Below are 25,336 nucleotides of genomic sequence, written 5' to 3'. Positions count from 1 at the left end.
AAAAAAGGCGGGGGAGACCCCCGCCTTTTTTGGATCACATTGCTGTGAAAAGTGCCGTAGCAGCAGTGAATTACTGCGCAACAAAACGCGTGAAGCGGTGGGGCCACGTGATACCGTAGGTACCGGACGTGCCAGCCGATGCCAGCGGGTTGGCCAGCTTGATGAACGAAGCGCCCAGGATCGGCAGACCAAGGCCGTTGTTCGGCACATCCACGCGGCTCCAGCCGTTGGTGTAGGCACCGGTCGTCAGCTGTTGGGATGCAACCGAAGCACCCAGCACGGAACCGGAAGCGAAGCTCAGCACGCTGGTTTCGCCGCAGAAACGGGTCTGCGTCACGGAACCAGGCGAGAACACGGCGCCGGCGGTTTGCGTTTGCTCTTCGCGGTCGAAGAACGCTTGGCCGGTGGAGTTCACGCAGATCGCGCCGCCCACAGCTTGCAGCGAAGTGTTGGTGGGGTTGAAACGCTCATCGGCCACGCCGCCGCTGCCGTTCAGATCAGTGAACAGACGAACGTTGGACGTGTCGGCAGGGCTTTGGTTAGCCGCAGCGTAGTTCGCGGCCACGTTGTAGCGGCGGGTGGGCATGGAGAACAGCCAGTCGGTCTTGGCCGAGATGGAAGCATCCGTAGCGTACTGGTTGGTGATGGAGGTCACAGCCAGGGCGTTCGTCAGATTCGTGGCTTGCACCAGCGGCGACACAGCCGCGCCACCGTTGGCGGTGTAAGGCGTGGACATGTCGGGCAGGTCGTAGTTCGCAGCAGCGATCTTCGGAGACGTCACAGCCACACCAGCGGCGTTGAACACGTTCGTGGCACGGAACAGCGGGTCAGCCGTGAAGTTGTCCGGCGTAGCTGCGTTCGAAGCCATTTGCGGGAAGTGCACGAAGTTACCGACAGCGGGTGCGCCGCCGTTTTCAGCACGGATGGCCGTAGCAGCGCCAGCGAACGTCGTGGTTTGCGCCACGTTGATGATGTACCAGTCACCGACCAGGCCCGTGGTAGGCGTGTCGAAACCAGCAGCAGCCACGGCGGCAGGCGTCGTGAAGTTCTGCAGCGTTGCGTTCAGCGCGGAAGACGTGCAGGGAGCCACGCCGTTCACGTGCTTGATGGCCGTGTACAGGGGGTTCGTCGTGTTCGAGCCGGCCAGCGTGGCCGGAATGTCGGCCATGTTGAAGATTTCAACGTAGCCTTCACGGGTCTGGTTGGCCAGGTCAGCGGTGGCGAGGCCTTGGTTCAGGCGGTCGGTCACGAAACGCTGGGGCACGTTCTTCGCCAGAGCGGGCAGCGTGCAGGTGCCGTCAGCCGTCTGCAGCTGGGCCACGCCGTCGGAACCAGCCGTCACGGCGGCCGTCCACACGTCGCCAGGCGACATGAAGACCTGGAAGTCCAGAATGTCGTCGGAGTTCAGGGCGCCACGGAAACGGACCTTCACGGCCTTGCCGCGGGAGGTGTCGGTGTTCACCACGTGCAGAACGGTCATGTTGCCGTTTTGCGCGTTGAAGTAAGGCACCAGCAGTGCATGGCCCACGCCGCCTTCGGCGAACGACAGGGACGTAGCGTTCGTTGCCGTCAGCGGAGCAGCGCCGACGACCACATCAGCGGATGCGGCGCCGGCGAAGCCCAGGCCACCAATCATGGCAGCAATGCTCAGGGCCAGAACATTTTTCTTCATATCGAGAACTCCAGTTAAAAAGTTGGTAAGCGCAACTACCACGATTGATTACGCCAAAGAATAGTAGCACAGCGCATTCACGGCCTGTACTGCGGAACCTCTGCCAATCCTTCGCCTGTTGATGAAATGCAACAGTGTCTGGAAAGGCCCCGCACGAGGCCCACCCGAGCACGGCGGGGGTGAGCCCGACCATTCTTTGGGGCAGGGCCTGCAGACGCTGGAGAACCTGCGCGAAGCGTCCCGGAGGATGCTCAACGAGCCTGCCTCTCCGACCTCTACAAACCTTGGGGGCGAACAATACCAAAAGAACCCTGCATTCCCAAGCAAAAAAACCCAAGTTCACACACATTTCGCTGGGAGCGCGGCCAGCACAGTCAGCTCCGCACCCAGGCGCACACAGGCCTGCGGCAGCCTCGTCATCCGTGCAATGCGCCCTTCGGAATGCAGCAACGCCCGGCGCATGCGCGACCGGGCGCCGTTGGCTGGATGCTCAGTTGACAGGTCGGCATCTGGAGGCATGCCTAAAGGCATTCGGACGCATCAAAGATCCTGGAACCGCCACCATTGCCCATCCTCCTGCACCCAGGTTTCGTCAAGATAGGTATCGATGCTGTTGAGTTTGACGCCGATGATCATCGGCTTGGCGGTGAGCTTGATCTTCGCGACGCACTTCTCCGGCTGGCACTCCACATTCGTGACCTCGGCCGCGGTGACCGAGGCAGCATTGCCGAACTGCCGCGCGAACTGCTCCTTGGTGACGGCCGCCCTGTAAGAAGGAGGCGTCAGCACATAGGTCTTCTCGTACTGCCCTGCCATGCGGGCCTTCCAATACGCTTCAGCCCGCTCCTTCACCGCCTGCTCGGGGGTGGCAGGCGCCAGGGCAGCGCACCCCGCCAAGAGCATCGCACCCGCGACCAAGCTTGCCGAACCCGACTTGAGAATGAGAGTTTTAAAGTTCATAGGGAAAAATGATAAGTGAATCCATCACTGCGGAGGCAATGGCTGGATCGTTGTCGACGTACCCGACGGCGCAGCAGGGGTGCGTCCGTTCTCCTTCAGCTCGATGATCTGCAACCCCTTCAGGCGGTCGCGGAGTTCATCGCTGACCTCTCGGATGTCGATGTCGGTCCGCACCACTTTGGGCGTGATCACCACCAGCAGTTCCGTGCGATTGCCCGTCTTGCCGTTGTTGCTGAAGAGGCTGCCAACCAGGGGAATGTCCTGCAGCAGCGGGACACCGGATTTGGACGAATTGCTGGTGTCGCGGATCAGGCCGCCGAGCACGATGGCTTCACCCGAGCGCACGGCCACCTTGCTGGTGATCTGGCGCTGCTGGAACACAGGCTGCAGGGAAATGCTTCCCGAATTGTCCGCCACGGCATCCGTCACGGCCTGGTCGATCTGCATGGTCACCAGGTTGCCAGCGTTCACGGAAGGCGTGACGGCCAGACTCACCCCTGTATCGCGGTACTGGATCGTGTCGGCTACGGAGTTTCCACCACTGACGGAGGTGATCAACGAGCCCGTCTTTACCGGCTGCTGGTTACCCACGCTCATCATGGCCGTGTGGTTGTCCAGCACCATCAGGGAGGGGCTCGAGATCACCTTGAGCAGCCGCTTGGTGGCCAGGGCATTGAGCACGACACGGACACTGCCCAGAGAATTGGACAGAGCGTACGAGAAGCCGGAGCTCGTCGGCGTCGGTATGGAACTGCCGATAGGCGTTTTATCGCTGGGACCGTTGGTCAGCAACTGGCCCGCCCCGTTGAGATTCGAGGGCCCAGCATTGTTGAATGCCCATTGCAAGCCGTATTGGAGCGTGTCGTCCAGGGTGACTTCCACGATCGATGCCTCGATCAGCACCTGCGTCGGGGGCAGGTCGAGCCGCTTCAGGGTGGCCTCGATCTTCATGTAGTTGGCCTTCGTCCCCCAGACCAGCACCGAATTGTTGAGCTCATCGGCCATCAGCCGGACCCCACCGAGGTTGGCGCTGACCGCTCCCTGCTGAGTGCCCGCCTGGTTCTGGTTGCCGCGGTTACCCTGGAACGAACCGAAGCCGCTGCCGCTGCTGAAGCCCCCACCGAAACCTCCGCTGCTGCCGAAGCCACCACTGCTGCCGAAACCTCCGCTGCTGCCGAAACCTCCGCTGCTGCCGAAGCCGCCACCAAATGGCGAGTTGCCGAACCCTGACGAGCCGAAGCCGTTGTTGAAGGACGAGTTGCCGAAGCCAGAGGAGCCGTACGAGTTGGACGACGTCCCACCGAGGCCGGGCGCCACCCCGCTGTTCGCGACACTGCCTCCGGCTTGGCCGCCGAAGATGCCGCTCAGCACGCCGGCCAAGTGTTTCGCGTTGCCGTTCTGCACGTGGTAGATGAACAGTTGCGGCTCCGCGCCGTTGTCGCTGGGCTGGTCGAGCTTTTCGATCCAGCGGCGAGCCTCGTCCAGATAGGCGGCGCGGGGCGTGACCACGAGGATGCTGTTGATGCGCTCGATCGGCATGATGCGCAGCGCGCCGAACAGCGGATTGCCCTCTCCGAGCGTCACGGGAGCGGCATTGGCCTGGTTCGCACCCGCAGCCGCTGCCGCGGCAGCACCCGCCGGCGTGCCCGGAACGGCCCCGGGCGCGCTGCCGCCGCCACCGCTCACCACGCGCAGCGCAGCCTCGACCTCCTTCACGGAGGCGTACTTGAGCGGGAACACGCCTACGGACATGCCCTTGAGCAGATCCACGTCGAAGGTGTTGACCAGATCCATCCAGGCTTCCGCCTGGGTGCGCGTTCCCGACATCACCAGAACGTTGCGCAGGTTGTCCACGCGGACGATCGCATCGGGCGTCACCATGGGCCGCAGGATGGAGGCCATCTCGGCCGCGCCGATGTACTGCAGCGGAATGATGACGGCCCCGTTGCCGGGAGGCAGGGGCTCGCCGCTGCGGAACTGGCGCAGCGTGCCGCCGATGGCGCGCAGGGCGTCCGGGCGACCGACATGGTAGGTGCCCCGTGCATCCCGGATCATCCCCAGGCCATTGGCCTGCAGCGCGCTCTCCAGCAGGAACATGGCCTGGTCCGGAGGAATGGGATTGCGGGTGGCCAGCGTGACCGTGCCGTTCAGCGGGGGATGCAGCACGTAATTCGCCTTGGCGATATCTCCCAGCACCGTGCGGACGACCTCCGCCACGGGAGCCTCCTCGAAGCTGAAGGTCATGGGCGCACCGGTCAAGGCCGGGACGGGCTTGGGATCGGCCAGCACCTTGTCGGTGCCGCGCAGGATACGGGGCTGACCGCCCTGGTCGTCGCCTGCTGCGGCGCCGCCACCGGCCTTGCCTGCTGCCGTGCCGTCGGTGGCAGCCCCCGATCCGACGGCCGCTGGAGCACTTCCCGATTCGGTAACGACGTTGGTGGAGGGTGCACCACCGGGCGCGGCGGTCTGTGCCGCAGCCAACTGGCAGACGGCCATAGCGATGGAGGTCAGAGCGTATCGATAAAAAATCATGACTTACGTACCCGGAAGATGGGAAAGCGCACCTGCGCTGGAATTCAACGGGCCCGGCTTCCGCCGAAGACCGCGCGGCGCGGCGAGTTGGCCGCGCCCGCTGAAGGCGGAGCCACCGGCGGCTGGCCGACGTTGGAGCCAGGGGAAGGGAGCGGCGCGCCGGAATACACCGTCACGGCGGCCCTGGGCAGAAGCAGCGTGCGCGTCTCTCCTCCACGGCTGAAGGACACCACGCGATCCTGGATGGATTTCAGCACCCAGCCGTCGATGTTGTCGTTCATGCGCAGCCGGTGCTGCTTCCCGGCCACCTGGATGATGACGCCGCCTTCCCCGCCGCCCGAGTACACACCCGACAGGCGTGCCGAAGAGAGATTGTCCGGGGGAGGTTCGCTGGCCGAAGGCGGCGGCGGCGGCGGCGGGGGACGGCGCGACACCGAAAACAGCGGCCTATCCAGCATGGCGACGAACGCGCGGGTATCGGCCGTGCCGACCGTGGGCAGCACGGGCATCAGGCCGCCGACGTCCGACCTGCGAGGTTCGGGAGACTGCCAGCGGACGTTGCGCAGGGTGCCGTCCGGAGAGACCCACATCCATAGAAGCACCAGCGCCAGTGCGGCATTCACGCAAAGCAGCAGGTGCAGGGAGTAGCGCTTCATGACCGCTCCCTCAGCACGCTCAGGCCGAACGCGACGGACAACCGCGGCGCGCTCTTCGGATCCACGTTGCCGAACCCGACGTTCACCTGGATTTCGAGGTCGTCGATGAGAACCAGCGGCAACTGGCTGTTGAGCACCGCCAGGGCACTCTGAACGGCAAGCATGTCTCCTTCGGCCCGCACGTTCACGGGAATGCGATCGAACCCCTTGTTCTCCTTGGCAGGGAGCACCTGGCTGCTGCTCACCTGGAGCCCTGCCGCACCGAAGATGTCCCGCACCTTCTGCTGGGCCGCGTTGCCGGTCAGGCTCGCGTCCTGGTCTGCAGGGTAGATATATTGCGCACGCGCTTCGCCGGCACTCTGGAGGGCGGCGGCGATTTCAGACTTCTGGGCTTCGAGTCCCAGCAGGCGGGCATGGCGGGGTTCCAGCGCATCCAGCCGTTCCTGTGCATCCATGTGGCGCTGGGCGACGTACCAGCCGATCAAGACCAGGGGCAGGAGGACCAGCAGCAGGGTGGCGGCAAGTATCAACCGCTCTCGGGAAGGCATGCGTTTCATGGTTTGTCGCGCGTTGCTGCGGCGGAAGGGGAAGAAGCACTCCGGACAGGCGCCGCCGACCGGGGAGCGGTTCCGCCGAAGGTCGCCGTGCCGCCAAAGCTGGCCCGGGAAGGAGGAGACGTTCCTGCGGGTGGAGGGGCGGCGGGTGCAGAAGCGGCCGGGGCACTGGTCGCGGAAGCGGCTGCGCCAGGGGCGGACGCGGGAGCTGCGGGCGCCGCGGAAGCCGGCACGGAGGCCGTGGCGGCAGGTGCGGTGGACTTGGCAGACGCGCTGACAGGTGCGCCGAACACCTTCGGATCCAGCATGAATTCGATGGCGAAGGACTCTTTGCCCGTGTTGCCCATCCGGGTCGCTGCGGACGGAGCACGGACCTCCTTGAATCCGGCCTCGTTGCCCAGCAGTTGCATGAGGGTGGAGGCGTTCGCCGTCATGCCGACGATGGTGACCTTGGCGCCCTGGAGCCGGAAACTCTGGAGATAGGTATCGTCCGGCAGCAGTTGGGTCAATCGATCGAGCACTTTCAGGGGCTCGATGCGGCTGGAGACCAGTTCGGACAGCTGGGTGAGTTTCTCCGCCGACTGCATGAGCGATTCCCGCTGCCGGACCACCGGCTCCACGCGTTGCGCGACTTCAGCATAAGAACGGGCTGCTTCCAGCGCGCGCTCTCTCAATTGCAGGGTCGGCGTGATGGCGATGGCCAGCAGCAGCAATCCGATCGTGCCCAGCAGCGCGAAACCCGTGCGTCGCCACCGCAGCGCATGGGCCTTGCGCAATCCTTCGCCGTAGCCATCCAGCACGATGGGATCGCCATCGCCGGCACGCACCCAGACCTCCGGCTCCGCGCCTGCCAGGATGTCGGCGCGGTCCGCCAGGTATTGCGCGATCTGCCTGCGCGAGACGAGCACCAGATCCACTCGCACGTTTCCGCCGGGCAGCCATTGGGCGCGATGGCCCCAGGCCAGATCGCCCGCCGGGAACGGGCTGACGGAGCGTGCCTCCAGGGCGGATGCGTGGGCCACGTCGATGGCCGTCATCGGCGGTAGCGCCAGCGAACGGCGCAGCACCAGATCCTCCGGCAGTTCCACCGCGGTGAAGGGAGGTTTGGCGGCACCCTCGTGGTCCTCCCGGCGGCCTTGGCCCAGCCAGACGGACTGCCGCCCGTCGGGATGGATGACGCGCACCGGGGCCGCAGGTGCAAGCCATGCGAAAACGGGCCAGTCGTGCATGTGCGACCAGGGCTGGCGGATGTCGCGCCACAGCACGCGCAGATCGACTCCCAGAAAACGGGCTTCAGAAGAGAAAGAGGGCATCGCTTTTCAGGGATTGCGGACCACCGGCTCCACGCTGGACCCGGTGCGGAAGGAATACCACGGAGCTCCATCACGGGCGCGTGCGGTCAGATCGACGCTGCGCGATACGCGCAGCCAAGTGCCGTCCGGCATGGGAACCCGGGCCTCCATGCGGATCCGCCGAACCGAGGAGCTATCGAGGAAAGCGCTGTCGAGCGCACTCGTATCCACCCCCGGTTCACCCGCGTCGCGCTTGTCGGCGATGACCCTGGCTGCGGCCGCATTCCCGCTGGCCAGTACCGTCAGGACCTCAACGGGCGCGGCCAGGGGATTCACCAGCCCCCTACCCCGCAAGTCGGCAGTGACGAGGGGAAAAAGTCTAGCATAGAGGCCATAGTCGATCCCTGGGACCTTGAGCAGGTCTTCCTCGGATTCGAAGCGCTCCTGCAGCCCCGCCGGACCGCGCTGCTCGCGGACCTGCACGGTGGCCTGCGCCAACGCGTCCGCCTGCCCGGCAGGTACGCCGCCCGCGATCGCATATACCTTGGCCAGCAGCGGAACCGGCGCGCTGTTGATGTCGATGAGGCCGTTCAGCGGCATGGCCCGCACCTGCATGGCGACGCCTCCGTAGCGGATTTCCGACTGCAGCATGCGATTGATGGGCGTGTTGTTGGCGACGATGGCCTGCAGGGCCAACTGGATGGCTGCATCGCCCAGGGCCTGCGCCTGCACGTTCTGCCGGGCCAGCGCCATCATGCGAGCCTCTTCGCGGATGGTCCGCGTCACTCCGGTAACGATGATGCTGAGCGACGCCACGATCCAGAGCACCGCGATGAGTGCCATGCCACGCGACGAGCGGCCGGCACGGTAGTGGACAGGCGCTCTCATCGGCTGCTGCCTCCGAACGTGGCGCCACCGATGGAAGGATCGCTGTTCGGCAGCGCCCGCATGGGCACCACGATTTCCGGCCAGGCATCGGTGGCGGTGCGGATCTGTACCGATACCCGCTGGGGAAGGCGGTCGGTGATCGTCCAGGGGGCACCCCATTGCGGAGGCTCCGGCGCCGCGTCCTCATAGCGGAGTTCAAATCCGCTCACGGCGGACACCAGCACGTAGGTCTCGGCCCGTCCCCAGTCCGGCAAGGCGGGCGAATCCACGAAGGGAAGGTATCGGAGTACGAGCGACTGGCCGGCAGGTCCGTCCTCCAGGCCCAATCGCAGGAAGAAGCGCCCCCCCACGCCATACCGGGCGGGCATGATGCCCACCCACACCATTTCCTGCGGCCCCCCGAAGAAATAGTATGCGTTTTCATTGACATTGGTGATCCCCGGCCGTTTGCGCAGGGATATCCGTCCGAGCACCGAACGCAGGAAACCGTCGATGGTCCGCAGGTCGTCCACCTTGCGCAGGCGGGCATCCACGCGCTCTTCCGTCTGCGCGGTGGTGCGCAGGGCGGAGGCCATGGCCAGCATGACCAGCGACAGCAGGGAGATCACGACGAGCAGTTCCACGAGGGTGAACCCCGTTTCCCGCTCGCGGTTTCGGCGGACCCGTCCCATCAGCCGCGTCCCGGTTCCGGCAGCCTGCGCTGCGGGCGCAGGGTACTGAGTTCAAAAGTGCGGGTGCGGGTCCCGTCCGACCAGGAGATGACGATCATCACCTCGTGCAAAGGAGGAATGGTCGGCCCTTTGACGTCGGTGGGATAGGGTGCGCTGGCGATGCGCCACTGGTACCCGGCCGATTCGCCGGACTGGTTCCAGCCCTGCTCCGGCACGGCATCGCGCAGGGCCAGGAGCGACTGGGCCAGCACCACGGCACGCTGGTAGCGGTCCACGTCCGCGACGCTGCGGGCCGAGCCGCCCATGGCGCGATAGAGCATGCCCAGGGCGAGCGCCATGATGGCGAACGCCACCAGCAACTCCAGCAGGGTGAGCCCCTGCTGGCCGCGATGCCTGCGCCCGGTCATCGGGTCAGCGCCTCTTGCGTCACCCGGCCGGAAAGCCAGTCCACCCGCAGGCGCGTGCCTACGCCGGGCGCCCGGAGGATCTCGATGCTGCCGCCCGTGGCGCCTCCACTGGGCAGGAAGCGGATGGATGCCCGGCTTTGCGGATCCAGTTCCGAGCGGGCCACGATGGCCCGCATCTGCAGCGGCTCGGGCAAAGGCTTCAAGGCAGCATCCACCCCGTAGAGACGGTTGCGGAGATCGACCGAAAAGAGCACTTCACGCCCTTCGGCCATGGCCTGGAAGCGGGCCGAGCGCATCTGGCTGGACATGGTGCGGACGGCGTCGCGGTAGGACGAGGCTTCGCGCAGGCGCTCGAATGCGAAGGGCGCAAGGCCCACCACGAGCGCCATGATGGCGAAGACGACCAGCAACTCAACCAGCGTGAAGCCGCGCTCGCGCCGCATGGCCAAACGGCAGGAAACCGGAAACGTCAGGGCTTGTTGCGGATGTCGGCCGCTTCGCCTTCACCGCCCGGTGCGCCGTCCGAGCCCAGCGAGAGGATCTCGATGCCGCCGTTGGGACCGGGATTGGCGTAGCGGTACGGATGGCCCCACGGGTCCGTCGGAACGCCGCCCTTGAGGTAGGGACCGGCCCATCCGTTCACGGAACCGGGGCGATTGACGAGGGCATTCAGGCCTTCTTCCGTGGTGGGATAGCGGCCGACGTCGAGCTTGAAGAGCTCCAGCGACTTGTCCAGGTCGGCGATCTGCACGCCGGCCGTCTTGGCCTTGGCGCCGCCGAGCTGGCCCAGCACGCGAGGGCCGACCAGGCCTGCCAGCAGCGTCAGGATGGCCAGCACGACCAGCAGTTCGATGAGGGTGAAGCCGCGCGAGGATTTGCGTTGCATGGGCGTGCCACAGGAGCGGCGGGCAAGGGTGTGCGCCATGGAAAAGGACTCCTTGGACAAACGAAAATTATACGGCGAGGTCATTGATGGACAGGATACCGAGAAGGATGGAGACGATGATGGCGGCGATCAGCACGCCCAGCACCAGGATCAGCACGGGCTCGACCAGGGTGAGAAGGCGTTTGATACCGGTTTCGACCTCGCGGTTCAATATGTTGGACAGCTCGAGCATCATCTGGCCGATGCGCCCCGTCTCTTCCCCCACGCGGATCAGGTTGATCGCGATGGGCTCGAAGATGCCGGTGGCGGTGATGGCCTGCACCACCTTGCCACCCTCCTTCACGATGGGAGCCACCTTGGAGAGCGACTGCTGGAGCACGGTGTTGTTCACCGTCTCGGTGGCGATGTGCAGGGCCGTGAGCATCGGTACTCCGTTGCCGAGCAGCGTGCCCAGGGAGCGGGAGAACAGTGTCAGTTGGTACTTGAGGGCCAGCGGCCCCATGAGGGGCATTTTCAGAAGGCGCGACTGCCACCACATGCGGCCGGCCGGGGACGTGACCCAGCGGCGCACGAGCAGCCCGAGCCCCAGCGCCGCGATGCCGATCAGGAGGCCGTAGCGGGTGAAGGCATGGCCCAGGGCCATCACCATCTGGGTCGGCAAGGGAAGCGCGTCGCCCATATCGGTGAAAAGTTTCTCGAACTGCGGCACGACGAAGCCCAGCATGGCGATCAGCGACAGCACCGCGACACCCAGCAGGATGGCCGGGTAGATGGTGGCCGAGATGACGCTGTCTCGCAGGGCGCGCTGGCGCTCCATGTGGGCGACGAGTCGCTCGAGCACGGCGGACATCTGGCCGCTCGCCTCGCCCGAGCGGATCATGTTGATGTAGAAGTCGCCGAACAGGTCCCGGTGCTGCGCGAGTGCCCGGCTGAGTGGCGTGCCGCCCTTGACCGCGTCCAGCACACCCTGGAGCAGCGTGGCCATGCTGGGCTTGTGGCTCATGTCGATGAGCACGCGCAGGGCGTTGTCGAGCGCCAGGCCGGCGCGCAGCATGATGGAGAGTTCCGACGTGAGGGCGAGCACGTCCGCCTGCTTGACGGGGCCCTTGCTGCCGCGCCCGCGGGGCGCAGGAACCACGCCGGCGGCAGCGGCGGTTGCGGCGACGCCTTTGCCCGCGCCGCGCTCGGAGGCCGCGGCGACCGGAGGCGCCCCCGCGGCATCGCTGATGCCCAGGGGCGTGAGGCCCTGCTCGCGCAATTGCTTGAGCACCTGCGCCTCGCTCGGCGCGGTCTGCCGGCCTTCGACGACCTTGCCGGATGCGGCGACGGCGCGCCACGCGTAGTCAGGCATCGCCCTGGTCCTGCGTCACGCGGCTCAGTTCGTCCAGCGTGGTCATGCCGGCCGCCACCTTGCGCAGGCCGTCCTCGTAGAGGTTGAGCATGCCGCCCTGCGCCGCGAGCGTGTTGAGGGCATTGGCGTCCTTGCCGTCGATGATCGCGCGGCGCATGGGCTCGTCCAGGACGAACAGCTCATGGATGCCCGTGCGCCCCCGATAGCCGGAGCCGCGGCAGTGCTCGCAGCCGACGGCGCGGTAGATCGCCTGACCGAACGTGCTGAAACGGTGCAGCCCCGTGGTGCGCCGGACCTCGTCGCCCGGTTCGTAGGGCTCCTTGCAGTGGCTGCACAGCGTGCGCACGAGCCGCTGGGCCAGCACGCCATTGACGGAAGACGTGATCAGGTACCCCTCCACGCCCATGTCCTTCATCCGGATGACCGCGCCTGCGGCCGTGTTCGTGTGCAGGGTGGACAGCACCAGGTGGCCCGTGAGGGCGGACTGCACGGCGATCTGCGCGGTCTCGCCGTCCCGCATTTCACCGATCATGATGATGTCCGGATCCTGGCGCAGGATGGAGCGCAGCGCGTTGGCGAAGGTCAGGTTGATCTGCGGATGGACCTGGATCTGGTTGATGCCTTCCAATTGGTATTCCACCGGGTCTTCCACGGTGATGATCTTGTTGGATTCCGCATCGATCTTGGACAGCGCCGCATACAGCGTGGTGGTCTTGCCGGAGCCGGTCGGGCCGGTCACCAGCAGGATGCCGTGCGGCTTGGCCAGCAGCATGTTGAAGCGCTCGAGCGTGTCCTTCTCGAACCCCATCGTCTCCAGTTGCAGGCGCACGCTCGCGCGGTCCAGCACCCGCATGACCACGCTCTCCCCGTGCACGGTGGGCACGGTGGAAACGCGCAGATCCAGCTCGCGCCCCTTGACCCGCGTCTTGATGCGCCCGTCCTGGGGCAGGCGCCGTTCCGCGATGTCCAGATGGGCCAGCAGCTTGACGCGCGAGCTGACTGCGGCGCTCAGGCGCGGGGGCACCAGTTCGCCGAGCTGGATGACGCCATCCACGCGATAGCGTACGTGCAGGCCGTCGTCGAAGGGCTCCAGGTGGATGTCCGAAGCGCGCAGGTCGATGACGCGGCCGATGATGGCATTGACCAGGCGGATGACGGGTGCCTCGCTGGCGAGGTCCTTGAGGTGCTCGACGAAGTCGCCCCCATCGGCTCCGTCGCCGAATCCGTCGTCGCCCTCTTCCTCGCCCGCCTGTTCCACCGGTTCGGCGAGCGCCTTCTCGATATCGCTTTCGAGCGCCAGGCGCGGCACCACGGACAGGCCGGTCGCCAGATGCAGCGCCTTCACGACGAAAGCGTCCTGAGGCACCGCCATGGCCACGTGCAGCCTGCCGTCTTCGACGGACAGCGGATACACGCTGTTGGCCTGAAGGAACTCCGGCAGCAGGCCTTCCACCTCCGGCATCAGGTCGGGAAAGTCATTGGCGGAGATGAGCGGGATGCCCAACTGGCGCGAGAGCGCCTGGATCACGTCGGTTTCGGACACCAGGCCGAGCCGCACGAGCACGCGGCCCAGCAGCCCGCCCATTTCCTGCTGCGCCGAGAGAGCGCGCTCGAGGTCCCGCGCACTCAGCTTGCCCGACTGGACCAGCAACTCGCCCAGCAGGGGTTGCTGCACGGCGACGGCATCGGCGGTCGGCTCTGTACGGTCGGGAAGGATGGTGGTGGTCATGAACGTGAGGACATCGCCCTGGAAGCGGGGCCGATCCCGGCAATGCAGGGCGGCCGGGATCGAAGCCCTCAAGTGTAGCCGGCCAGGTTGCGTCGCCCGCATGGACCTTGCCGCTTGGCTTACAGTCGCAAGCCACCCGCCCACCCCGCCAACGCATGCAGTCTTCCCCCCGCCACCCCCGATCGATCCTGCCGCGCGCCGCGATGGCCGTATCCGCCGCCGCCGTGCTTCTGGCGGGTGCCGCGGGCGTCCATCTCCTGCACCGGCTGGCACCCGCGCCGCACTCCCCGCATGGAGAGCGCATGCTGCTGGCGCCGATGATCGGCGTGCTGGAACCCTGCATCTGGGGCCAGCCCGCCCTGCCCGGTGCGTTGGCCGGCATGCAGGAGCAGTGCCGCGGCGCCCAGGGTTCGGCGGCTGCGCTGGTGGAATCCACTTTGCGGACGTTGCAGCTCGAGCCGCATGCGGCCGCCTCCGTTGACCTGGGCTACACGCTGCCGGTACCTTTGCTCAAGCTGTTCGAGCGGACGCAGGACGGCGGCTGGCGGATCGACCAGGCGATCGTGGACCGCCTGGTGCGGACCCTCCGGGACACCCCGCGCCCGGCCATCCTGTACCTGTTCTCGACGCACTTTTCATCCGAGGCCCCCATCGAGTCGGTCCTGGCGGCCGATCCATCGAACATGGGATGGACGCGCGACGGCCCGCTGGGCATGGACGACTACTACGATTCGAAGGTCTTCAACTGGTCCTTCGCCACCATGCGCAATGCACTGACCGAGCGCAGGGCCGAAGCGGTCCGGGCCGTGGTGGACGCGGCATGCCGGCTTCCCGGGAAAGACCGCGCGAAGATCCGCGGCATCACGCTCCTGGGCGAGCTGCACCATTTGTTTCCGAATTTTCAGGCCGGGATGGGATTCGGCGGCACCTACCGGATCACCGATTACAGCCCGGCATCCGTCGAGGGCTTCCGCGGCTACCTGCGCGCGGAATTCCGGGACATCGCGCAGTTCAACCGCGCGGTCGGCGCCGACTATGCCTCGTTCGACGAGGTGGCTCCCCCGTCGCGCGACATCCGGTCGGAGCCCCTGCGCCGCTTCACGGAGCACATCGATGGATTCGCCCAGGGCACGCTGCCGGTGGCCGGCTGGGCCTACGTGCCGGGCAGCACGCCGGAGCGTCCTGCCCGCGTGCATGTGTACCGCAATGGCGAACGGGTGGGACAGACCACCGTGCACTGGGGACGGCAGGACGTGCTCGCGGCCAAGCCGGAATTCGGCGACGCGAACACCGGCTGGCGCCTGGACCTGGATTTCAGGCGGCTCCCGCCCGGCATGCACCGGCTGGACATTTTCCTGGAAGCCCGGCCCGGCCAGCTGACGCACCTGGGAACGCGCGACATCGCCATCATGGACCGCTCGCAGTCCACTCCGCAGCCGATGCCGCAGCGCGCACTTCCAGCCGCGGTCCCGCCACCGGATGCCCGGGTGCAGGCGCACATCGACTTTCCCGCGCAGGCATCGTCGTATTACTACAACCCGCTGGTCCCGCTGTGGCATGCATTCCGCGCCCGCCAGGTCGTGGACTACCTGCGGTACTTCGACGGCCTCTTGGAGCGGTCCTGCCTTTCCGGCGTGCCGCGCTATACCCACCAGATCATCCCGTTCACCAATCCCGGCTGGGATGCGAACAAGTTCGCGATCCAGGACTCGCTGCGTCCTGCACAGACCGGCATCCGGCTGGGCGTGAGCCTGTACGGGGAGCCGACCTACGGCCGGCCCTATTTCGACTGGCTCGCCGCCAGCGCCACCGCCCATTACGGAGTCACCGAATTCCATCCGCTCAAGGCCATGGATGCCGCGGAGATGCGGCGCGTCTTGCAGGCCCATGCGGCGCGCGGAGCGGAGTTCCTGTCCTTCTTCCTGGAGCCGCGCTGGAATGGCGAATTGGTGCCGCGCGGGCACAACATCTTTTCCTTCGACCCGGACAACCGGCAGTTCGCCTCGGACCGGCTGTACGAGGCCGTGCGCGGGGCGCTCGCACCCGCAGTCCGGCCATGAGCGGGCCGGAGGGAACCGCTCAGGGGAAGACTTCCGCCTCGCGCAGGGCCGCGCCTTTCGCGTCCTTGGCGGACAGGCTGGGCTCCCCGGCGAACCGCCAGTCGATGCCGAGCTCCGGGTCGTTCCAGGCGATGCAGCGCTCGTGCTCGGGCGCGTAGTAGTCGGTGGTCTTGTAGAGGAAGTCCGCGCTCTCGCTGAGCACGACGAATCCGTGGGCGAAGCCCGGGGGCACCCACATCTGGCGCTGGTTCTCCTCGCTCAGTTCCTCGCCGACCCATTGCCCGAAGGTGGGCGAACTCCTGCGCAGGTCCACGGCGACGTCGAAGACGGTGCCGCGCACGACCCGCACCAGCTTCCCCTGGGGCTGGCGGATCTGGTAGTGCAGGCCGCGCAGGACGCCGCGCGCGCTGCGGCTGTGGTTGTCCTGCACGAAGGCGTGGCGGCTGCCGGTGGCTTCGTCGAAGGCGCGCTGGTTGAAGCTCTCGAAGAAAAAACCGCGTGCGTCGCCGAACACTTTGGGTTCGAGGACGACGACGTCGGGGATGCGCGTGGGAAGGACGTTCATGGGAAAGCGTTGGATCGATGGCGCGGTCAGGAAGCGATATGGGTGACGATCAACCGGCCAGCAACCTGAGGAGGTAGGCACCGTAGCCGCTCTTGGCGAGCGGCCTGGCGAGGCGCTCGAGCTGGTCGTCGTCGATGAGGCGATGCCGCCAGGCGATCTCCTCCGGACAGGCGATCTTGAGCCCCTGCCGGTGCTCCAGGGTCGCGATGAACTGCCCGGCTTCGAGCAGGCTTTCGTGCGTCCCGGTATCGAGCCAGGCGTAGCCGCGGCCCATGATCTCGACGTGCAGGGACTCGCGCTCGAGGTAGACGCGGTTGAGGTCGGTGATTTCCAGCTCGCCGCGCGCGGAGGGTTTCAGGCCGGCGGCGCGCTCGACCACGTGCTGGTCGTAGAAGTAGAGGCCCGTGACGGCGTAGCTGGACTTCGGGACCTTGGGCTTTTCCTCGATCGACAGGACCTTGCCGGTGGCGTCGAACTCGGCCACACCGTAGCGTTCGGGATCCTGCACGTGGTAGGCGAACACGCTGGCCCCCTCCTGGCGCCCCATGGCGCTGCGCAGGAGATCCTCGAAATCGTGGCCGTGGAAGATGTTGTCGCCCAGCACGAGCGCACTGGGCTGGCCATCCAGGAATTTCTCCCCGATGAGGAAGGCCTGCGCCAGGCCGTCGGGGCTGGGCTGCACGGCATAGCTCAGGCGGATGCCCCACTGGCTGCCATCGCCCAGCAGTTGCTCGAACCGTGGCGTGTCCTGCGGCGTGCTGATGATGAGGATGTCGCGGATGCCAGCCAGCATCAGGGTGCTGAGCGGGTAGTAGATCATCGGCTTGTCGTACACCGGAAGCAGTTGCTTGCTGATGGCGAGCGTGGCGGGGTGCAGACGTGTGCCCGATCCCCCGGCGAGGATGATGCCCTTGCGTGCGGTCATGCTGTATGCAGGAAGTTTTTGGGGTTTCAGAGGATTTCCGCGAGCATCCGAGCGATGCCCGCCTGCCAGTGCGGCAGGGCCAGGCCGAAGGTGGACTGGAACCTGCGCGTATCGAGCCGGGAGTTGTGCGGCCGGACGGCGGGCGTGGGGAACGCGCTGGTCGGTACGGCGGCCACGTCGCGCGCGGCGATCTTCAGCGCAGGCTGGATGCGCTGCGCCTGCTCGAACACGTAGCAGGCATAGGCATGCCAATGGGTTTCCCCCGCGGCCACCAGGTGGTAGAGACCGGCGTCGGCGGGCCGCTGCTGCAGGTGGCGGATCGCGTGGGCCGTGGCGTCGGCCAGCAGGTCGGCGCCCGTGGGCGCGCCCCACTGGTCGTCGATGACGGTCAGCCGCTCGCGCTCCTGCGCCAGCCGCAGCATGGTTTTGGCGAAATTCCCGCCGCGGGCGCCATAGACCCAGCTCGTGCGCAGGATGAGGTGCCGCGCGCCGCTCGCCCGGATCCGTTGCTCGCCTTCGAGCTTGGTGCGGCCATAGACCGACAGCGGCGCAGGAACGTCGTCCTCCGTCCAGGGACGGGAGCCGCTGCCGTCGAACACGTAGTCGGTGCTGTAGTGCACCAGCCATGCCCCCAGGCGGGCGGCTTCCTCGGCCAGCACGCCCGGCGTGGTCGCGTTGAGGGTGCGGGCCAGATCCGGCTCGCTTTCGGCCTTGTCCACCGCGGTGTGGGCCGCGGCATTGACGATGACATCGGGCCGCAGGGCGCGCACGGTGCCGGCGATGTCATGGGGCCGGGAGAAATCCCCGCAGTGCGAAGTGCTGTCGAAATCGAGGGCCGTGACCGTGCCCAGGACGGACAGGCTGCGCTGCAGTTCCCAGCCGACCTGCCCGCCCTTGCCGAAGAGAAGGACGTTCATGCGGTGGCGGCGTCCTGCACGGCGGGCTTGCGGTACTGGCGGTCGATCCACTCGCGGTAGGCGCCGCTGGTCACGGCATCCACCCATTCGCCATGCGCGAGGTACCACTCCACGGTCTTGCGGATGCCGGTCTCGAAGGTCTCGGCGGGCTTCCATCCGAGTTCGCGCTCGATCTTGCGGGCATCGATGGCATAGCGGCGGTCGTGGCCCGGGCGGTCCTTCACGTAGGCGATCTGGCTTTCATAGCGCTCGCCATCGGCACGCGGACGCAGTTCGTCGAGCAGAGTGCAGATGGTCTTCACGATTTCGATGTTGGGCTTTTCGTTCCAGCCACCGACGTTGTAGGTCTCGCCGGGCTGGCCGGCCTGCAGCACGCGGCGGATGGCGCTGCAGTGGTCGCGCACATAGAGCCAGTCGCGGATCTGCATGCCGTCGCCATACACGGGCAGCGGCTTGCCGGCCAGCGCGTTGACGATCATCAGGGGGATCAGCTTCTCGGGAAAGTGGAAGGGGCCGTAGTTGTTGCTGCAGTTGGTGGTCAGCACCGGCAGGCCGTAGGTGTGGTGCCAGGCCCGGACGAGGTGGTCGCTGGCGGCCTTGCTGGCGGAGTACGGGCTGTTGGGCTCGTAGGGATGGGTTTCGGCGAAGGCAGGGGCCTCGGGCGCCAGGGTTCCGTAAACCTCGTCGGTAGAGACGTGCAGGAACCGGAACGCGGCGCGCTCGTCCCCGGACAGGGACTGCCAGTACTCGCGGACGGCTTCGAGCAGGCGGAAGGTGCCGACCACGTTGGTCTGGATGAAGTCTTCCGGGCCATGGATGGAACGGTCCACATGCGATTCGGCCGCGAAATTCACGACGGCCCGCGGCCGGTGCCCGGCCAGCAGCCGGGTGAGCAGCTCCCGGTCGCCGATGTCGCCCTGGACGAACAGGTGGCGCGCATCGCCTTGCAGCGAAGCGAGGTTCTGCAGATTGCCTGCGTAGGTGAGCTTGTCGAGGTTGACGACGGGCTCATCGCCGCAGGCCAGCCAGTCGAGGACGAAGTTGGCGCCGATGAAACCCGCGCCGCCGGTGACCAGAATCATGGATCGTTTTGAGCAAAGACGCCTTGCGGCCGAACGCGGGATTATCCCATCGCGTTACAAACGACCGTAACGAAGCGCACGATGACGGCTGCAGGGCGGAGGATGGCCCTTCGCAAGACCCCGCATGATGCACTGCAACAGGACGCGGAGGCTGTGGCAGGGTAGAGTGGACCGGCAAGGGAGCGGGGAACATGGACCGGGTCCGCCGCGCGCGGACCGGCAAGAGCACGCGACAACTATCCCCCGCCCAAGGCACAAGGGAGGCACCGATGGCAAAGAAAGCGCCGCGGCGTACCGCGGAGCGCATCCTGGAGACAACGCTGGAGCTGTTCAACCGCTTCGGGGAACCCAATGTGTCCACCACGGCCATCTCGGCGGAGTTGCGCATCAGCCCGGGCAACCTGTACTACCACTATCCGACCAAGGACGAGCTGGTCACGGCGCTCTACGCGCGCTATGAAGCGGAGCTGTCCGAGCTGCTGGAGTCCGCCCCCGGGGTGCGCGACGTGGAGGATGCCCGGCTGCTGCTGCATGCGGTGCTCGAGCGCATCTGGCAGTACCGGTTCCTCTACCGGGACCTCAACGACCTGATGTCGCGCAACCGGCATGTGGAGACGCATTTCCGGGAGCTGCTGGCGCGCAAGGCCGGCGCCGTGCGTGCCATGCTGCGGGGCATGGAGCAGGCGGGCTCGCTGCGGTTCGGACCGCGGGAACTCGATACCGTGGCCGACAATCTCATGGTGGCCGTCACGTACTGGTTGAGCTTCGAGTACGTCCGCGATCCGCGGCACGCGCTGGAGCCCTCCAATGCACGGAGCATGCTGCTGCGCGGGGCCCAGCATGTGCTGGGACTGCTGGGGCCCTACCTCGCCGACGGCCAGCGCCTGCATCTCCAGGCTTTGGACGACAGCCACGCACCGGCCGATGCCGCATGATGCGGCCGCCTTTCTTCCGGACGAACGCAGGACACGCCATGCCATCCTGGACCCCCTTCCCCTATGGCGGCGAGTACGCCTTCACGACCGGCGACGTGCTGCGCGGATGGGAGCGGCTGCACCAGGGCGATGCGGAGCCCGTACCCCGGGAGCCCGCGGCGCTCGAGGCCTGGACGCTGTTCCACTGCGGAAGGTTCGAGGAAGCCGCGCGGGTCGGGCTGGCGGCCGGCGGAGCGGGCGTTACCGCCGCGAACAAGGCTACGATCGTTTACGCGATCTACCTGGAGCCCAGCGAAAGCCGCCGGCTCGAGTTGCTCGGCGAAGCGGCGCAGCGTGCGCGGGCCCAGGCGGATGCGGAGCCCGACAATCCGAATGCCTGGTTCTGGCATGCGTATGCCCTGGGGCGGTACAGCCAGGGCATCAGCGTGGCGAAAGCGCTGGCGCTCGGCCTCACGCGCCAGGTGCGGACGGCTCTCGACCGCACGATCGCGCTGAGCGACCGCCACGCCGATGCGCGGCTGGCACTGGCCGTGTTCCACGCCGAAGTCATCGACAAGGTCGGGGAGATGGTGGGCAGCATCACCCACGGCGCGCGCCGGGAGGAAAGCCTGCGCCTCTTCGCCGAATCCTTCGCCCTGAACCCCCACTCCGTGATCGGACGCATCGAGCATGCCAATGCGCTCCTGATGCTGGACGGAGCGAAGCACGAGGACCTGGCCGCCAAGCTCTACGAGGAGGCGGCAGGCGCCGAGGCCGCCGACGCGGCGGAGCGGCTGGCCGTGGAACTGGCGCGGCTGGAACTCGCCGAAGGCTAGCGGAACCGCTCCGCCGCGATGGCGAGCAATCCCTCGAAGATCAGGTTTTCGATGAGATCGAACGGCCGGGTCATGCTGGGCGCCATTTTCCAGCCTGCCCCCCCGGTCATCATGCACGCGGGCTCTTCGCCGCAGTGCTGGATGACATGCTGCACCATGCGCTCGACGGCGCCGGCGATGGCGTAGGTGCCGCCGCTGGTGAGCGCATCGCTGGTGTTGGTGGGGAACAGCTTCACTTCGCCGGTGGGAACGTGCAGCCCCGCGGTGCCGGATTCCAGGGCCCGCAGCATGATGCCGTGCCCCGGCAGGATGAGGCCTCCGAGGAAGCGGCCTTCGGCATCGATGGCTTCCACGGTCACCGCCGTTCCGACCATCACCACCACCAGGGGCCGGGCCGGGCCCTGCCGCAGCAGCCGGTGGCGCGCGCCGATCATGGCCACCCAGCGGTCCGAACCCAGGCGCGTGGGATGGTCGTAGCCATTGACGAGCCCCGCCTCCTCGGCGGAAGGCACCACCCAGTGGGAGGGCACGTCCCACCATTCCATCTGCTCCATGACGCGCCGGCGCACGGCATCGCCGGCCACCACGCAGCCGAGCATGCGCGTGGGCGCGGGCAGCCCTGCCCAGGCGCTGTCAGCGAGGCGCTCGATGTGGTCGAGGAATTCGGCGCCGTGGGCCAGCACGGCGGCGCCCGGCTTGGGAGCGTCATACATCGCCCATTTCAGGCGGGTGTTGCCGACGTCGATGGCCAGAAAAGTCATGCGGCGGATTATCACGAGTTTTACAAACGCGGCTGTTCCGTGCGGCACACCGCGGTTGCGCCCTGCCTGGATCCACGGCCGGGCTCGGGCCGATGTCCGACAGGTCGGGCGCGCCCCCAGGCGCTAAAGTGTTCCGGGCCGGCAGCCCGCCGGCCGTTCTTTCACTCATAAAAAGGAGCAATGCCATGGGACTTTTCAGCTTCGTCAAGGAAGCCGGGGAAAAGCTGTTCGGGGGCAAGGAGGCGCATGCCGCGCCAGCCGCTGCGCCCGCCGCACCGAGCCAGGACGAACTCAACGCCACCGCCGGCAAGGCGATCGAGACGTACATCGCCTCCCAGAACCTGGGCGTGCGCGATGTGCGGGTGACGTTCGCGGGCCCGGAGGGCAAGGTGACCGTGCAAGGCGAGGCGCCGACCCAGGCCGCCAAGGAAAAGGTCACGCTGTGCTGCGGCAATGTGTCCGGCGTGACGAGCGTGGACAACCAGATGGCCGTGCAGGCGCCCGAGGCGGAAGCGCAATACCACGACGTGGTGCGCGGCGACACGCTGTCGGCGATTGCCAAGAAGTACTACGGCGATGCCAACAAGTACCCGCGCATCTTCGAGGCCAACCAGCCCATGCTGACGCATCCGGACAAGATCTATCCGGGCCAGAAGCTGCGCATTCCGCCGCTGTAACGCGCATTCCGGCCGGAACACGCAGCGGTGATGGCCACTTCCCGAGGGTCTGCGTGAAGTAGGCCCAAGTGACCGGTTCCATAGTGCCCCCGATGGGGGCACATTCACGGGCAGGCCGGCGGGTGCCGGCAGCCGCCCACCAGCCCCTCCTCCGACCATGTACCTGCCCGCCGCCTTCGCCGAACCCCGGACCTCCGAACAGCACCGCCTCATCGAAAGCCATCCGCTGGGGATGCTGGTCACCCAGGGGGCGCGGGGCCTGGATGCCAACCACCTTCCGTTCCTGCTGGATGCCGGCAAGGGGCCGCTCGGCACGCTGGCGGGCCACGTGGCCCGCGCCAATCCGGTATGGACGGAGGTGGCGGACGGGAGCGAGGTGCTGGTGGTGTTCCGCGGCGCCGAGGGGTACATCTCGCCCCAGTGGTATCCCGGCAAGGCCGAGCACCACCGGCACGTGCCCACATGGAACGAAGCCGTCCACGTCCATGGCCGCATGACCGTGCGCGACGATGGCGCATTCGTGCGCGGGGTGGTCGCGCGGCTGACGCGCAGGCATGAAGCCGCCATGGAGCGGCCCTGGAAAATGGGTGATGCGCCCGCGGACTACCTGGATGCGATGGTGCAGCAGATCGTGGGCATCGAGATCGCCATCACCCGGATGGAAGGCAAGCGCAAGCTCAGCCAGAACCGCGACGACCGCGATTTCGCCGGTGCGGTGCAGGCGCTGCGCGAACGCGGGCAGGAGGCGCTGGCGGATGCCATGCGGCAGGCATCGCCCGTGCGCGGTCCGTTCTGAGAGGAATCAGCCCTGGCGCCAGGGCAGGCCGCGCAGGCGCCAGCCGCCCGTGCGGTTGCGGTGCCCGTCGGCATCCGCATCGCCTTCGAAGCCTTCGAGGATGTTGTAGGCGGTGAGCCCCAGTTCGGTCGCGCGGCGGGCCGCCGCTACGGAGCGCACCCCGCTGCGGCACAGCATCACGGCCTGACCGCCCGGAGGCACGGCGGCACGCAGGGCTTCGTCGAAACCAGGATTCAGTGCCATGCCCGGATAGACCTTCCAGGGAATGGCCACGGCTCCCGGCACGAAACCCACCCAGTCGCGCTCCGCATCGGTGCGCACGTCCACCAGCACGGCCCGGCCACCCTGCACCCACTGCCATGCGGTCTGGGGAGAGACATCGCCGGCGTAGCCTTCGGCAGGAAGCACTTCGGCGGCGGGGGAAGAAGAGGAAGGAGAGGAAGTGGTCATGCCCGCATTCTGTGCCAGCCGGTCGGGCCGAGGCAATGCGGTGCGTTCAATCCCACTGCGGCGCGGGATCGTCGCGCAGCCGGTCGCGCAGCGCGGCGTAGTCGGGCACCACGGTCGCCACCGTGTCCCAGAAGCGGGGGCTGTGGTCCATGTGGCGCAGGTGCGAGAGTTCGTGGGCGACTACGTAGTCGATGATGGCGGGCCGGTAGTGCAGCAGGCGCCAGTTCAGCCGGATGGATCCATCGGCACGCGCGCTGCCCCACCGGGTGTGGGCGCTCGACAGCCGCAGCGTGCGCCATTGCACACCCAGGAGCGGGGCGAAATGGTCCAGCCGGGCCGTGAAATGGCGGCGCGCATCGCGCATGAGCCAGGCCTGCACGGCATCGCGCACCTGCACGGGCGTGGCCGCACGGGGCAGGCCGACGTGGAGGCGCAGGGCACCGTCCGGACCGGGCACCAGCGCGCCGCCCTGCCCCCGGAAGCCGTGCGCCGGGTCCAGCACGATGGCGACCGGCTCGCCCATGTAGGGCAGCACGGCACCGTCGCCCCAGGCGATGCGCGCATCTGCCTGGCGCCGCTGGCGCTCCCGGGCCTCGCCGAGCTTGCGCAGGATCCAGGCGGATTTCTCCCGCACGGACGCATCCACGTTGGCGAGCGAGACCCATCCGGGCGCGCGCACGGACAGCCCGTCCGCGCCCACGGTGAAGCCGATGGTGCGCCGGCGGGACCGCTGCAGCGCGTAGGCGACCAGCACGTCGCCCAGCAGCAGTTCGCGGTTCGCCCGGGGGTGGCGGAATTCCACGGGCCCGCGCAGCACGTTGCCGCCTCCGCCCGGCGCATCCGGACCGGCCACGCTCCGCGGCGCGGCGTCGGGGAGGATGCCGCGCGGCGGGACCGGCGGAGCGGCACCACCGTCCCCGCCGAAGAAATCCAGTGCGAGCTGCACCAGGCGCTGCATCACCGGTCCGTGCCGGAGGCTCCGTAGGCGTCCGGATCCAGGCGCCGCATCTCGCCTTCGATCCAGGCTTCGACCTCGGCCATGAGTTCGTCGGGCTTGCGCCCGATGGGGGAAATGGGGCGGCCGATGGAGACATCCACGGTGCCGGGGCGCTTGACGAAGGCCTTGCGTGGCCAGACCTTGGCCGAAGTCACGGCCACCGGCACCACGGGCACGCCGGCCTCGATGGCGAGGCGTGTGCCGCCGCTCTTGTAGTCGCCCTTCTGGCCGCGGTCGATGCGCGTGCCCTCGGGAAACATGATGACCCAGGTACCGCGGGCCAGGAGCGCACGGCCCTGCTGCAGCACCTTGACGAAGGCGCGCGCCCGCTGGGCGCGGTCGATGTGGATCATGTCCAGGCTGCCGATGGACCAGCCGAAGAAGGGAATCTGCAGCAGTTCCTTCTTGAACACGTAGGCCAGGGGGCGCGGCATGATCGCCGGCATCAGGAAGGTTTCGTAGGTGGACTGGTGCTTGACCAGCAGCACCACGCCCTGCCCCGGGTCCTGCGGCAGGTGTTCCATGCCGGTGATGCGGGTGCGTATGCCCATGATCACCCGGGCCGCGTCGGTGCTGAGCTTGAGCCAGGCACGCGCGATGCGGTAGCGCACGCGCGTGGGCGCGCCGAACAGCCGGGCCACGAGGATGGCGAGGGTGTAGGGCACCACGGTGAGGGCCATCCAGAGCAGATGGAGAACGGAGCGGATGAAGGCCATGCGATGGACGGGAGGAAGGAAAGGAAAATTCAGCGGGAGCGG

General features: G+C 67.3%; 26 protein-coding genes. 5 read left to right on the top strand and 21 right to left on the bottom strand.

The window, feature by feature from the left end; all coding sequences use genetic code 11:
- Positions 1-70 precede the first annotated feature (70 nt).
- The 13 genes from BLR99_RS00660 to gspE form a co-directional block, all read right to left on the bottom strand.
- Positions 71-1,672 carry a cell surface protein gene (locus tag BLR99_RS00660; RefSeq protein ID WP_074686552.1) on the bottom strand — a complete coding sequence of 534 codons (1,602 nt, stop codon included), beginning with the start codon at positions 1,670-1,672 and terminating at the stop codon, positions 71-73.
- A 540-nt stretch (positions 1,673-2,212) separates the two neighbouring features.
- A complete protein-coding gene (locus BLR99_RS00655; protein WP_074686550.1) occupies positions 2,213-2,632 on the bottom strand; it encodes a hypothetical protein in 420 nt (139 codons plus the stop codon).
- A gap of 24 nt (positions 2,633-2,656) precedes the next feature.
- Entirely contained in the window at positions 2,657-5,128 is a 2,472-nt protein-coding gene (gspD, locus tag BLR99_RS00650) for a type II secretion system secretin GspD (RefSeq protein WP_353615165.1), read from the bottom strand.
- Between the two features lie 80 nt (positions 5,129-5,208).
- A complete protein-coding gene (locus BLR99_RS00645; protein WP_011797166.1) occupies positions 5,209-5,820 on the bottom strand; it encodes a hypothetical protein in 612 nt (203 codons plus the stop codon).
- Entirely contained in the window at positions 5,817-6,377 is a 561-nt protein-coding gene (gspM, locus tag BLR99_RS00640; protein ID WP_074686546.1) for a type II secretion system protein GspM, read from the bottom strand. Before gspM ends, BLR99_RS00645 begins: the two co-directional genes overlap by 4 nt.
- Positions 6,374-7,687: a PilN domain-containing protein gene (locus tag BLR99_RS00635; protein WP_074686543.1), complete on the bottom strand. Its 1,314-nt coding sequence runs from the start codon at positions 7,685-7,687 to the stop codon at positions 6,374-6,376. Before BLR99_RS00635 ends, gspM begins: the two co-directional genes overlap by 4 nt.
- 6 nt (positions 7,688-7,693) lie before the next feature.
- Positions 7,694-8,509 carry a general secretion pathway protein GspK gene (locus BLR99_RS00630; protein ID WP_228193954.1) on the bottom strand — a complete coding sequence of 272 codons (816 nt, stop codon included), beginning with the start codon at positions 8,507-8,509 and terminating at the stop codon, positions 7,694-7,696.
- Positions 8,510-8,550: 41 nt separating this feature from the next.
- Positions 8,551-9,225, bottom strand: a complete 675-nt coding sequence (locus BLR99_RS00625; protein WP_074686541.1) for a prepilin-type N-terminal cleavage/methylation domain-containing protein — start codon at positions 9,223-9,225, stop codon at positions 8,551-8,553.
- On the bottom strand, positions 9,225-9,632 hold the full coding sequence (locus BLR99_RS00620) for a PulJ/GspJ family protein (RefSeq protein ID WP_011797171.1): 408 nt from the start codon (positions 9,630-9,632) through the stop codon (positions 9,225-9,227). Before BLR99_RS00620 ends, BLR99_RS00625 begins: the two co-directional genes overlap by 1 nt.
- On the bottom strand, positions 9,629-10,075 hold the full coding sequence (locus BLR99_RS00615; protein WP_011797172.1) for a GspH/FimT family pseudopilin: 447 nt from the start codon (positions 10,073-10,075) through the stop codon (positions 9,629-9,631). The genes BLR99_RS00620 and BLR99_RS00615 overlap by 4 nt, the downstream gene beginning before the upstream one ends.
- A 26-nt stretch (positions 10,076-10,101) precedes the next feature.
- The gene (gene gspG / locus BLR99_RS00610) at positions 10,102-10,557 is read right to left on the bottom strand and encodes a type II secretion system major pseudopilin GspG (RefSeq protein ID WP_074686674.1); all 456 of its coding nucleotides are present in this window, start codon (positions 10,555-10,557) and stop codon (positions 10,102-10,104) included.
- A gap of 28 nt (positions 10,558-10,585) precedes the next feature.
- Positions 10,586-11,869, bottom strand: coding sequence for a type II secretion system F family protein (locus tag BLR99_RS00605; protein WP_011797174.1), 1,284 nt, complete (start codon positions 11,867-11,869; stop codon positions 10,586-10,588).
- Entirely contained in the window at positions 11,862-13,598 is a 1,737-nt protein-coding gene (gspE, locus tag BLR99_RS00600) for a type II secretion system ATPase GspE (protein WP_011797175.1), read from the bottom strand. The genes BLR99_RS00605 and gspE overlap by 8 nt, the downstream gene beginning before the upstream one ends.
- A gap of 155 nt (positions 13,599-13,753) precedes the next feature.
- Between gspE and BLR99_RS00595 the strand changes: the two genes are divergently transcribed.
- A complete protein-coding gene (locus tag BLR99_RS00595; protein WP_063366165.1) occupies positions 13,754-15,658 on the top strand; it encodes a hypothetical protein in 1,905 nt (634 codons plus the stop codon).
- Positions 15,659-15,677: 19 nt separating this feature from the next.
- Here BLR99_RS00595 and rfbC read toward each other — a convergent pair whose 3' ends face one another.
- The 4 genes from rfbC to rfbB are packed head-to-tail and all read right to left on the bottom strand — an operon-like array spanning position 15,678 to position 19,147.
- Entirely contained in the window at positions 15,678-16,223 is a 546-nt protein-coding gene (gene rfbC, locus BLR99_RS00590) for a dTDP-4-dehydrorhamnose 3,5-epimerase (protein WP_017438120.1), read from the bottom strand.
- A gap of 49 nt (positions 16,224-16,272) precedes the next feature.
- On the bottom strand, positions 16,273-17,148 hold the full coding sequence (gene rfbA / locus BLR99_RS00585; protein WP_011797179.1) for a glucose-1-phosphate thymidylyltransferase RfbA: 876 nt from the start codon (positions 17,146-17,148) through the stop codon (positions 16,273-16,275).
- A 26-nt stretch (positions 17,149-17,174) separates the two neighbouring features.
- The gene (gene rfbD, locus BLR99_RS00580) at positions 17,175-18,065 is read right to left on the bottom strand and encodes a dTDP-4-dehydrorhamnose reductase (RefSeq protein ID WP_017438119.1); all 891 of its coding nucleotides are present in this window, start codon (positions 18,063-18,065) and stop codon (positions 17,175-17,177) included.
- Entirely contained in the window at positions 18,062-19,147 is a 1,086-nt protein-coding gene (gene rfbB / locus BLR99_RS00575) for a dTDP-glucose 4,6-dehydratase (RefSeq protein WP_017438118.1), read from the bottom strand. The genes rfbD and rfbB overlap by 4 nt, the downstream gene beginning before the upstream one ends.
- A gap of 269 nt (positions 19,148-19,416) precedes the next feature.
- Between rfbB and BLR99_RS00570 the strand changes: the two genes are divergently transcribed.
- Positions 19,417-20,082: a TetR/AcrR family transcriptional regulator gene (locus BLR99_RS00570; RefSeq protein ID WP_074686539.1), complete on the top strand. Its 666-nt coding sequence runs from the start codon at positions 19,417-19,419 to the stop codon at positions 20,080-20,082.
- A 38-nt stretch (positions 20,083-20,120) separates the two neighbouring features.
- Positions 20,121-20,897, top strand: a complete 777-nt coding sequence (locus BLR99_RS00565; RefSeq protein WP_011797183.1) for a hypothetical protein — start codon at positions 20,121-20,123, stop codon at positions 20,895-20,897.
- Here the strand turns inward: BLR99_RS00565 and BLR99_RS00560 are convergent.
- On the bottom strand, positions 20,894-21,658 hold the full coding sequence (locus tag BLR99_RS00560) for a type III pantothenate kinase (protein WP_011797184.1): 765 nt from the start codon (positions 21,656-21,658) through the stop codon (positions 20,894-20,896). The two genes, BLR99_RS00565 and BLR99_RS00560, sit on opposite strands and share 4 nt — an antisense overlap.
- Positions 21,659-21,843: 185 nt before the next feature.
- Here BLR99_RS00560 and lysM point away from each other — a divergent pair, with 185 nt between their 5' ends.
- Both lysM and BLR99_RS00550 read left to right on the top strand, forming a co-directional pair.
- Positions 21,844-22,335 carry a peptidoglycan-binding protein LysM gene (gene lysM / locus BLR99_RS00555; protein ID WP_011797185.1) on the top strand — a complete coding sequence of 164 codons (492 nt, stop codon included), beginning with the start codon at positions 21,844-21,846 and terminating at the stop codon, positions 22,333-22,335.
- A gap of 157 nt (positions 22,336-22,492) precedes the next feature.
- Positions 22,493-23,131, top strand: coding sequence for an FMN-binding negative transcriptional regulator (locus BLR99_RS00550; protein WP_074686537.1), 639 nt, complete (start codon positions 22,493-22,495; stop codon positions 23,129-23,131).
- 6 nt (positions 23,132-23,137) lie between these two features.
- Here the strand turns inward: BLR99_RS00550 and BLR99_RS00545 are convergent, their stop codons facing one another.
- The 3 genes from BLR99_RS00545 to BLR99_RS00535 are packed head-to-tail and all read right to left on the bottom strand — an operon-like array spanning position 23,138 to position 25,294.
- Complete coding sequence (locus tag BLR99_RS00545; protein ID WP_046059819.1) at positions 23,138-23,581, bottom strand: rhodanese-like domain-containing protein; 444 nt, start codon at positions 23,579-23,581, stop codon at positions 23,138-23,140.
- Positions 23,582-23,627: 46 nt separating this feature from the next.
- Positions 23,628-24,539, bottom strand: a complete 912-nt coding sequence (locus BLR99_RS00540; protein WP_011797188.1) for a M48 family metallopeptidase — start codon at positions 24,537-24,539, stop codon at positions 23,628-23,630.
- Complete coding sequence (locus BLR99_RS00535) at positions 24,539-25,294, bottom strand: lysophospholipid acyltransferase family protein (RefSeq protein WP_011797189.1); 756 nt, start codon at positions 25,292-25,294, stop codon at positions 24,539-24,541. Before BLR99_RS00535 ends, BLR99_RS00540 begins: the two co-directional genes overlap by 1 nt.
- Positions 25,295-25,336: the final 42 nt, after the last annotated feature.

This window comes from Paracidovorax citrulli (assembly GCF_900100305.1).
In the GTDB taxonomy this organism is placed as follows: Bacteria; Pseudomonadota; Gammaproteobacteria; order Burkholderiales; family Burkholderiaceae_C; genus Paracidovorax; species Paracidovorax citrulli.
The sequence above is the reverse complement of the archived record's forward strand: the minus strand, read 5'-3'. Positions and strand labels throughout refer to the sequence as shown.

Excerpts from the sequence above, each read along its gene's own strand:
- BLR99_RS00660 (WP_074686552.1), bottom strand. The coding sequence starts at position 1,672 with ATGAAGAAAAATGTTCTGGCCCTGAGCATTGCTGCCATGATTGGTGGC.
- BLR99_RS00655 (WP_074686550.1), bottom strand. The coding sequence starts at position 2,632 with ATGAACTTTAAAACTCTCATTCTCAAGTCGGGTTCGGCAAGCTTGGTC.
- gspD (WP_353615165.1), bottom strand. The coding sequence starts at position 5,128 with ATGGCCGTCTGCCAGTTGGCTGCGGCACAGACCGCCGCGCCCGGTGGT.
- BLR99_RS00645 (WP_011797166.1), bottom strand. The coding sequence starts at position 5,820 with ATGAAGCGCTACTCCCTGCACCTGCTGCTTTGCGTGAATGCCGCACTG.
- gspM (WP_074686546.1), bottom strand. The coding sequence starts at position 6,377 with ATGAAACGCATGCCTTCCCGAGAGCGGTTGATACTTGCCGCCACCCTG.
- BLR99_RS00635 (WP_074686543.1), bottom strand. The coding sequence starts at position 7,687 with ATGCCCTCTTTCTCTTCTGAAGCCCGTTTTCTGGGAGTCGATCTGCGC.
- BLR99_RS00630 (WP_228193954.1), bottom strand. The coding sequence starts at position 8,509 with ATGGCACTCATCGCGGTGCTCTGGATCGTGGCGTCGCTCAGCATCATC.
- BLR99_RS00625 (WP_074686541.1), bottom strand. The coding sequence starts at position 9,225 with ATGGGACGGGTCCGCCGAAACCGCGAGCGGGAAACGGGGTTCACCCTC.
- BLR99_RS00620 (WP_011797171.1), bottom strand. The coding sequence starts at position 9,632 with ATGACCGGGCGCAGGCATCGCGGCCAGCAGGGGCTCACCCTGCTGGAG.
- BLR99_RS00615 (WP_011797172.1), bottom strand. The coding sequence starts at position 10,075 with ATGCGGCGCGAGCGCGGCTTCACGCTGGTTGAGTTGCTGGTCGTCTTC.
- gspG (WP_074686674.1), bottom strand. The coding sequence starts at position 10,557 with ATGGCGCACACCCTTGCCCGCCGCTCCTGTGGCACGCCCATGCAACGC.
- BLR99_RS00605 (WP_011797174.1), bottom strand. The coding sequence starts at position 11,869 with ATGCCTGACTACGCGTGGCGCGCCGTCGCCGCATCCGGCAAGGTCGTC.
- gspE (WP_011797175.1), bottom strand. The coding sequence starts at position 13,598 with ATGACCACCACCATCCTTCCCGACCGTACAGAGCCGACCGCCGATGCC.
- BLR99_RS00595 (WP_063366165.1), top strand. The coding sequence starts at position 13,754 with ATGCAGTCTTCCCCCCGCCACCCCCGATCGATCCTGCCGCGCGCCGCG.
- rfbC (WP_017438120.1), bottom strand. The coding sequence starts at position 16,223 with ATGAACGTCCTTCCCACGCGCATCCCCGACGTCGTCGTCCTCGAACCC.
- rfbA (WP_011797179.1), bottom strand. The coding sequence starts at position 17,148 with ATGACCGCACGCAAGGGCATCATCCTCGCCGGGGGATCGGGCACACGT.
- rfbD (WP_017438119.1), bottom strand. The coding sequence starts at position 18,065 with ATGAACGTCCTTCTCTTCGGCAAGGGCGGGCAGGTCGGCTGGGAACTG.
- rfbB (WP_017438118.1), bottom strand. The coding sequence starts at position 19,147 with ATGATTCTGGTCACCGGCGGCGCGGGTTTCATCGGCGCCAACTTCGTC.
- BLR99_RS00570 (WP_074686539.1), top strand. The coding sequence starts at position 19,417 with ATGGCAAAGAAAGCGCCGCGGCGTACCGCGGAGCGCATCCTGGAGACA.
- BLR99_RS00565 (WP_011797183.1), top strand. The coding sequence starts at position 20,121 with ATGCCATCCTGGACCCCCTTCCCCTATGGCGGCGAGTACGCCTTCACG.
- BLR99_RS00560 (WP_011797184.1), bottom strand. The coding sequence starts at position 21,658 with ATGACTTTTCTGGCCATCGACGTCGGCAACACCCGCCTGAAATGGGCG.
- lysM (WP_011797185.1), top strand. The coding sequence starts at position 21,844 with ATGGGACTTTTCAGCTTCGTCAAGGAAGCCGGGGAAAAGCTGTTCGGG.
- BLR99_RS00550 (WP_074686537.1), top strand. The coding sequence starts at position 22,493 with ATGTACCTGCCCGCCGCCTTCGCCGAACCCCGGACCTCCGAACAGCAC.
- BLR99_RS00545 (WP_046059819.1), bottom strand. The coding sequence starts at position 23,581 with ATGACCACTTCCTCTCCTTCCTCTTCTTCCCCCGCCGCCGAAGTGCTT.
- BLR99_RS00540 (WP_011797188.1), bottom strand. The coding sequence starts at position 24,539 with ATGCAGCGCCTGGTGCAGCTCGCACTGGATTTCTTCGGCGGGGACGGT.
- BLR99_RS00535 (WP_011797189.1), bottom strand. The coding sequence starts at position 25,294 with ATGGCCTTCATCCGCTCCGTTCTCCATCTGCTCTGGATGGCCCTCACC.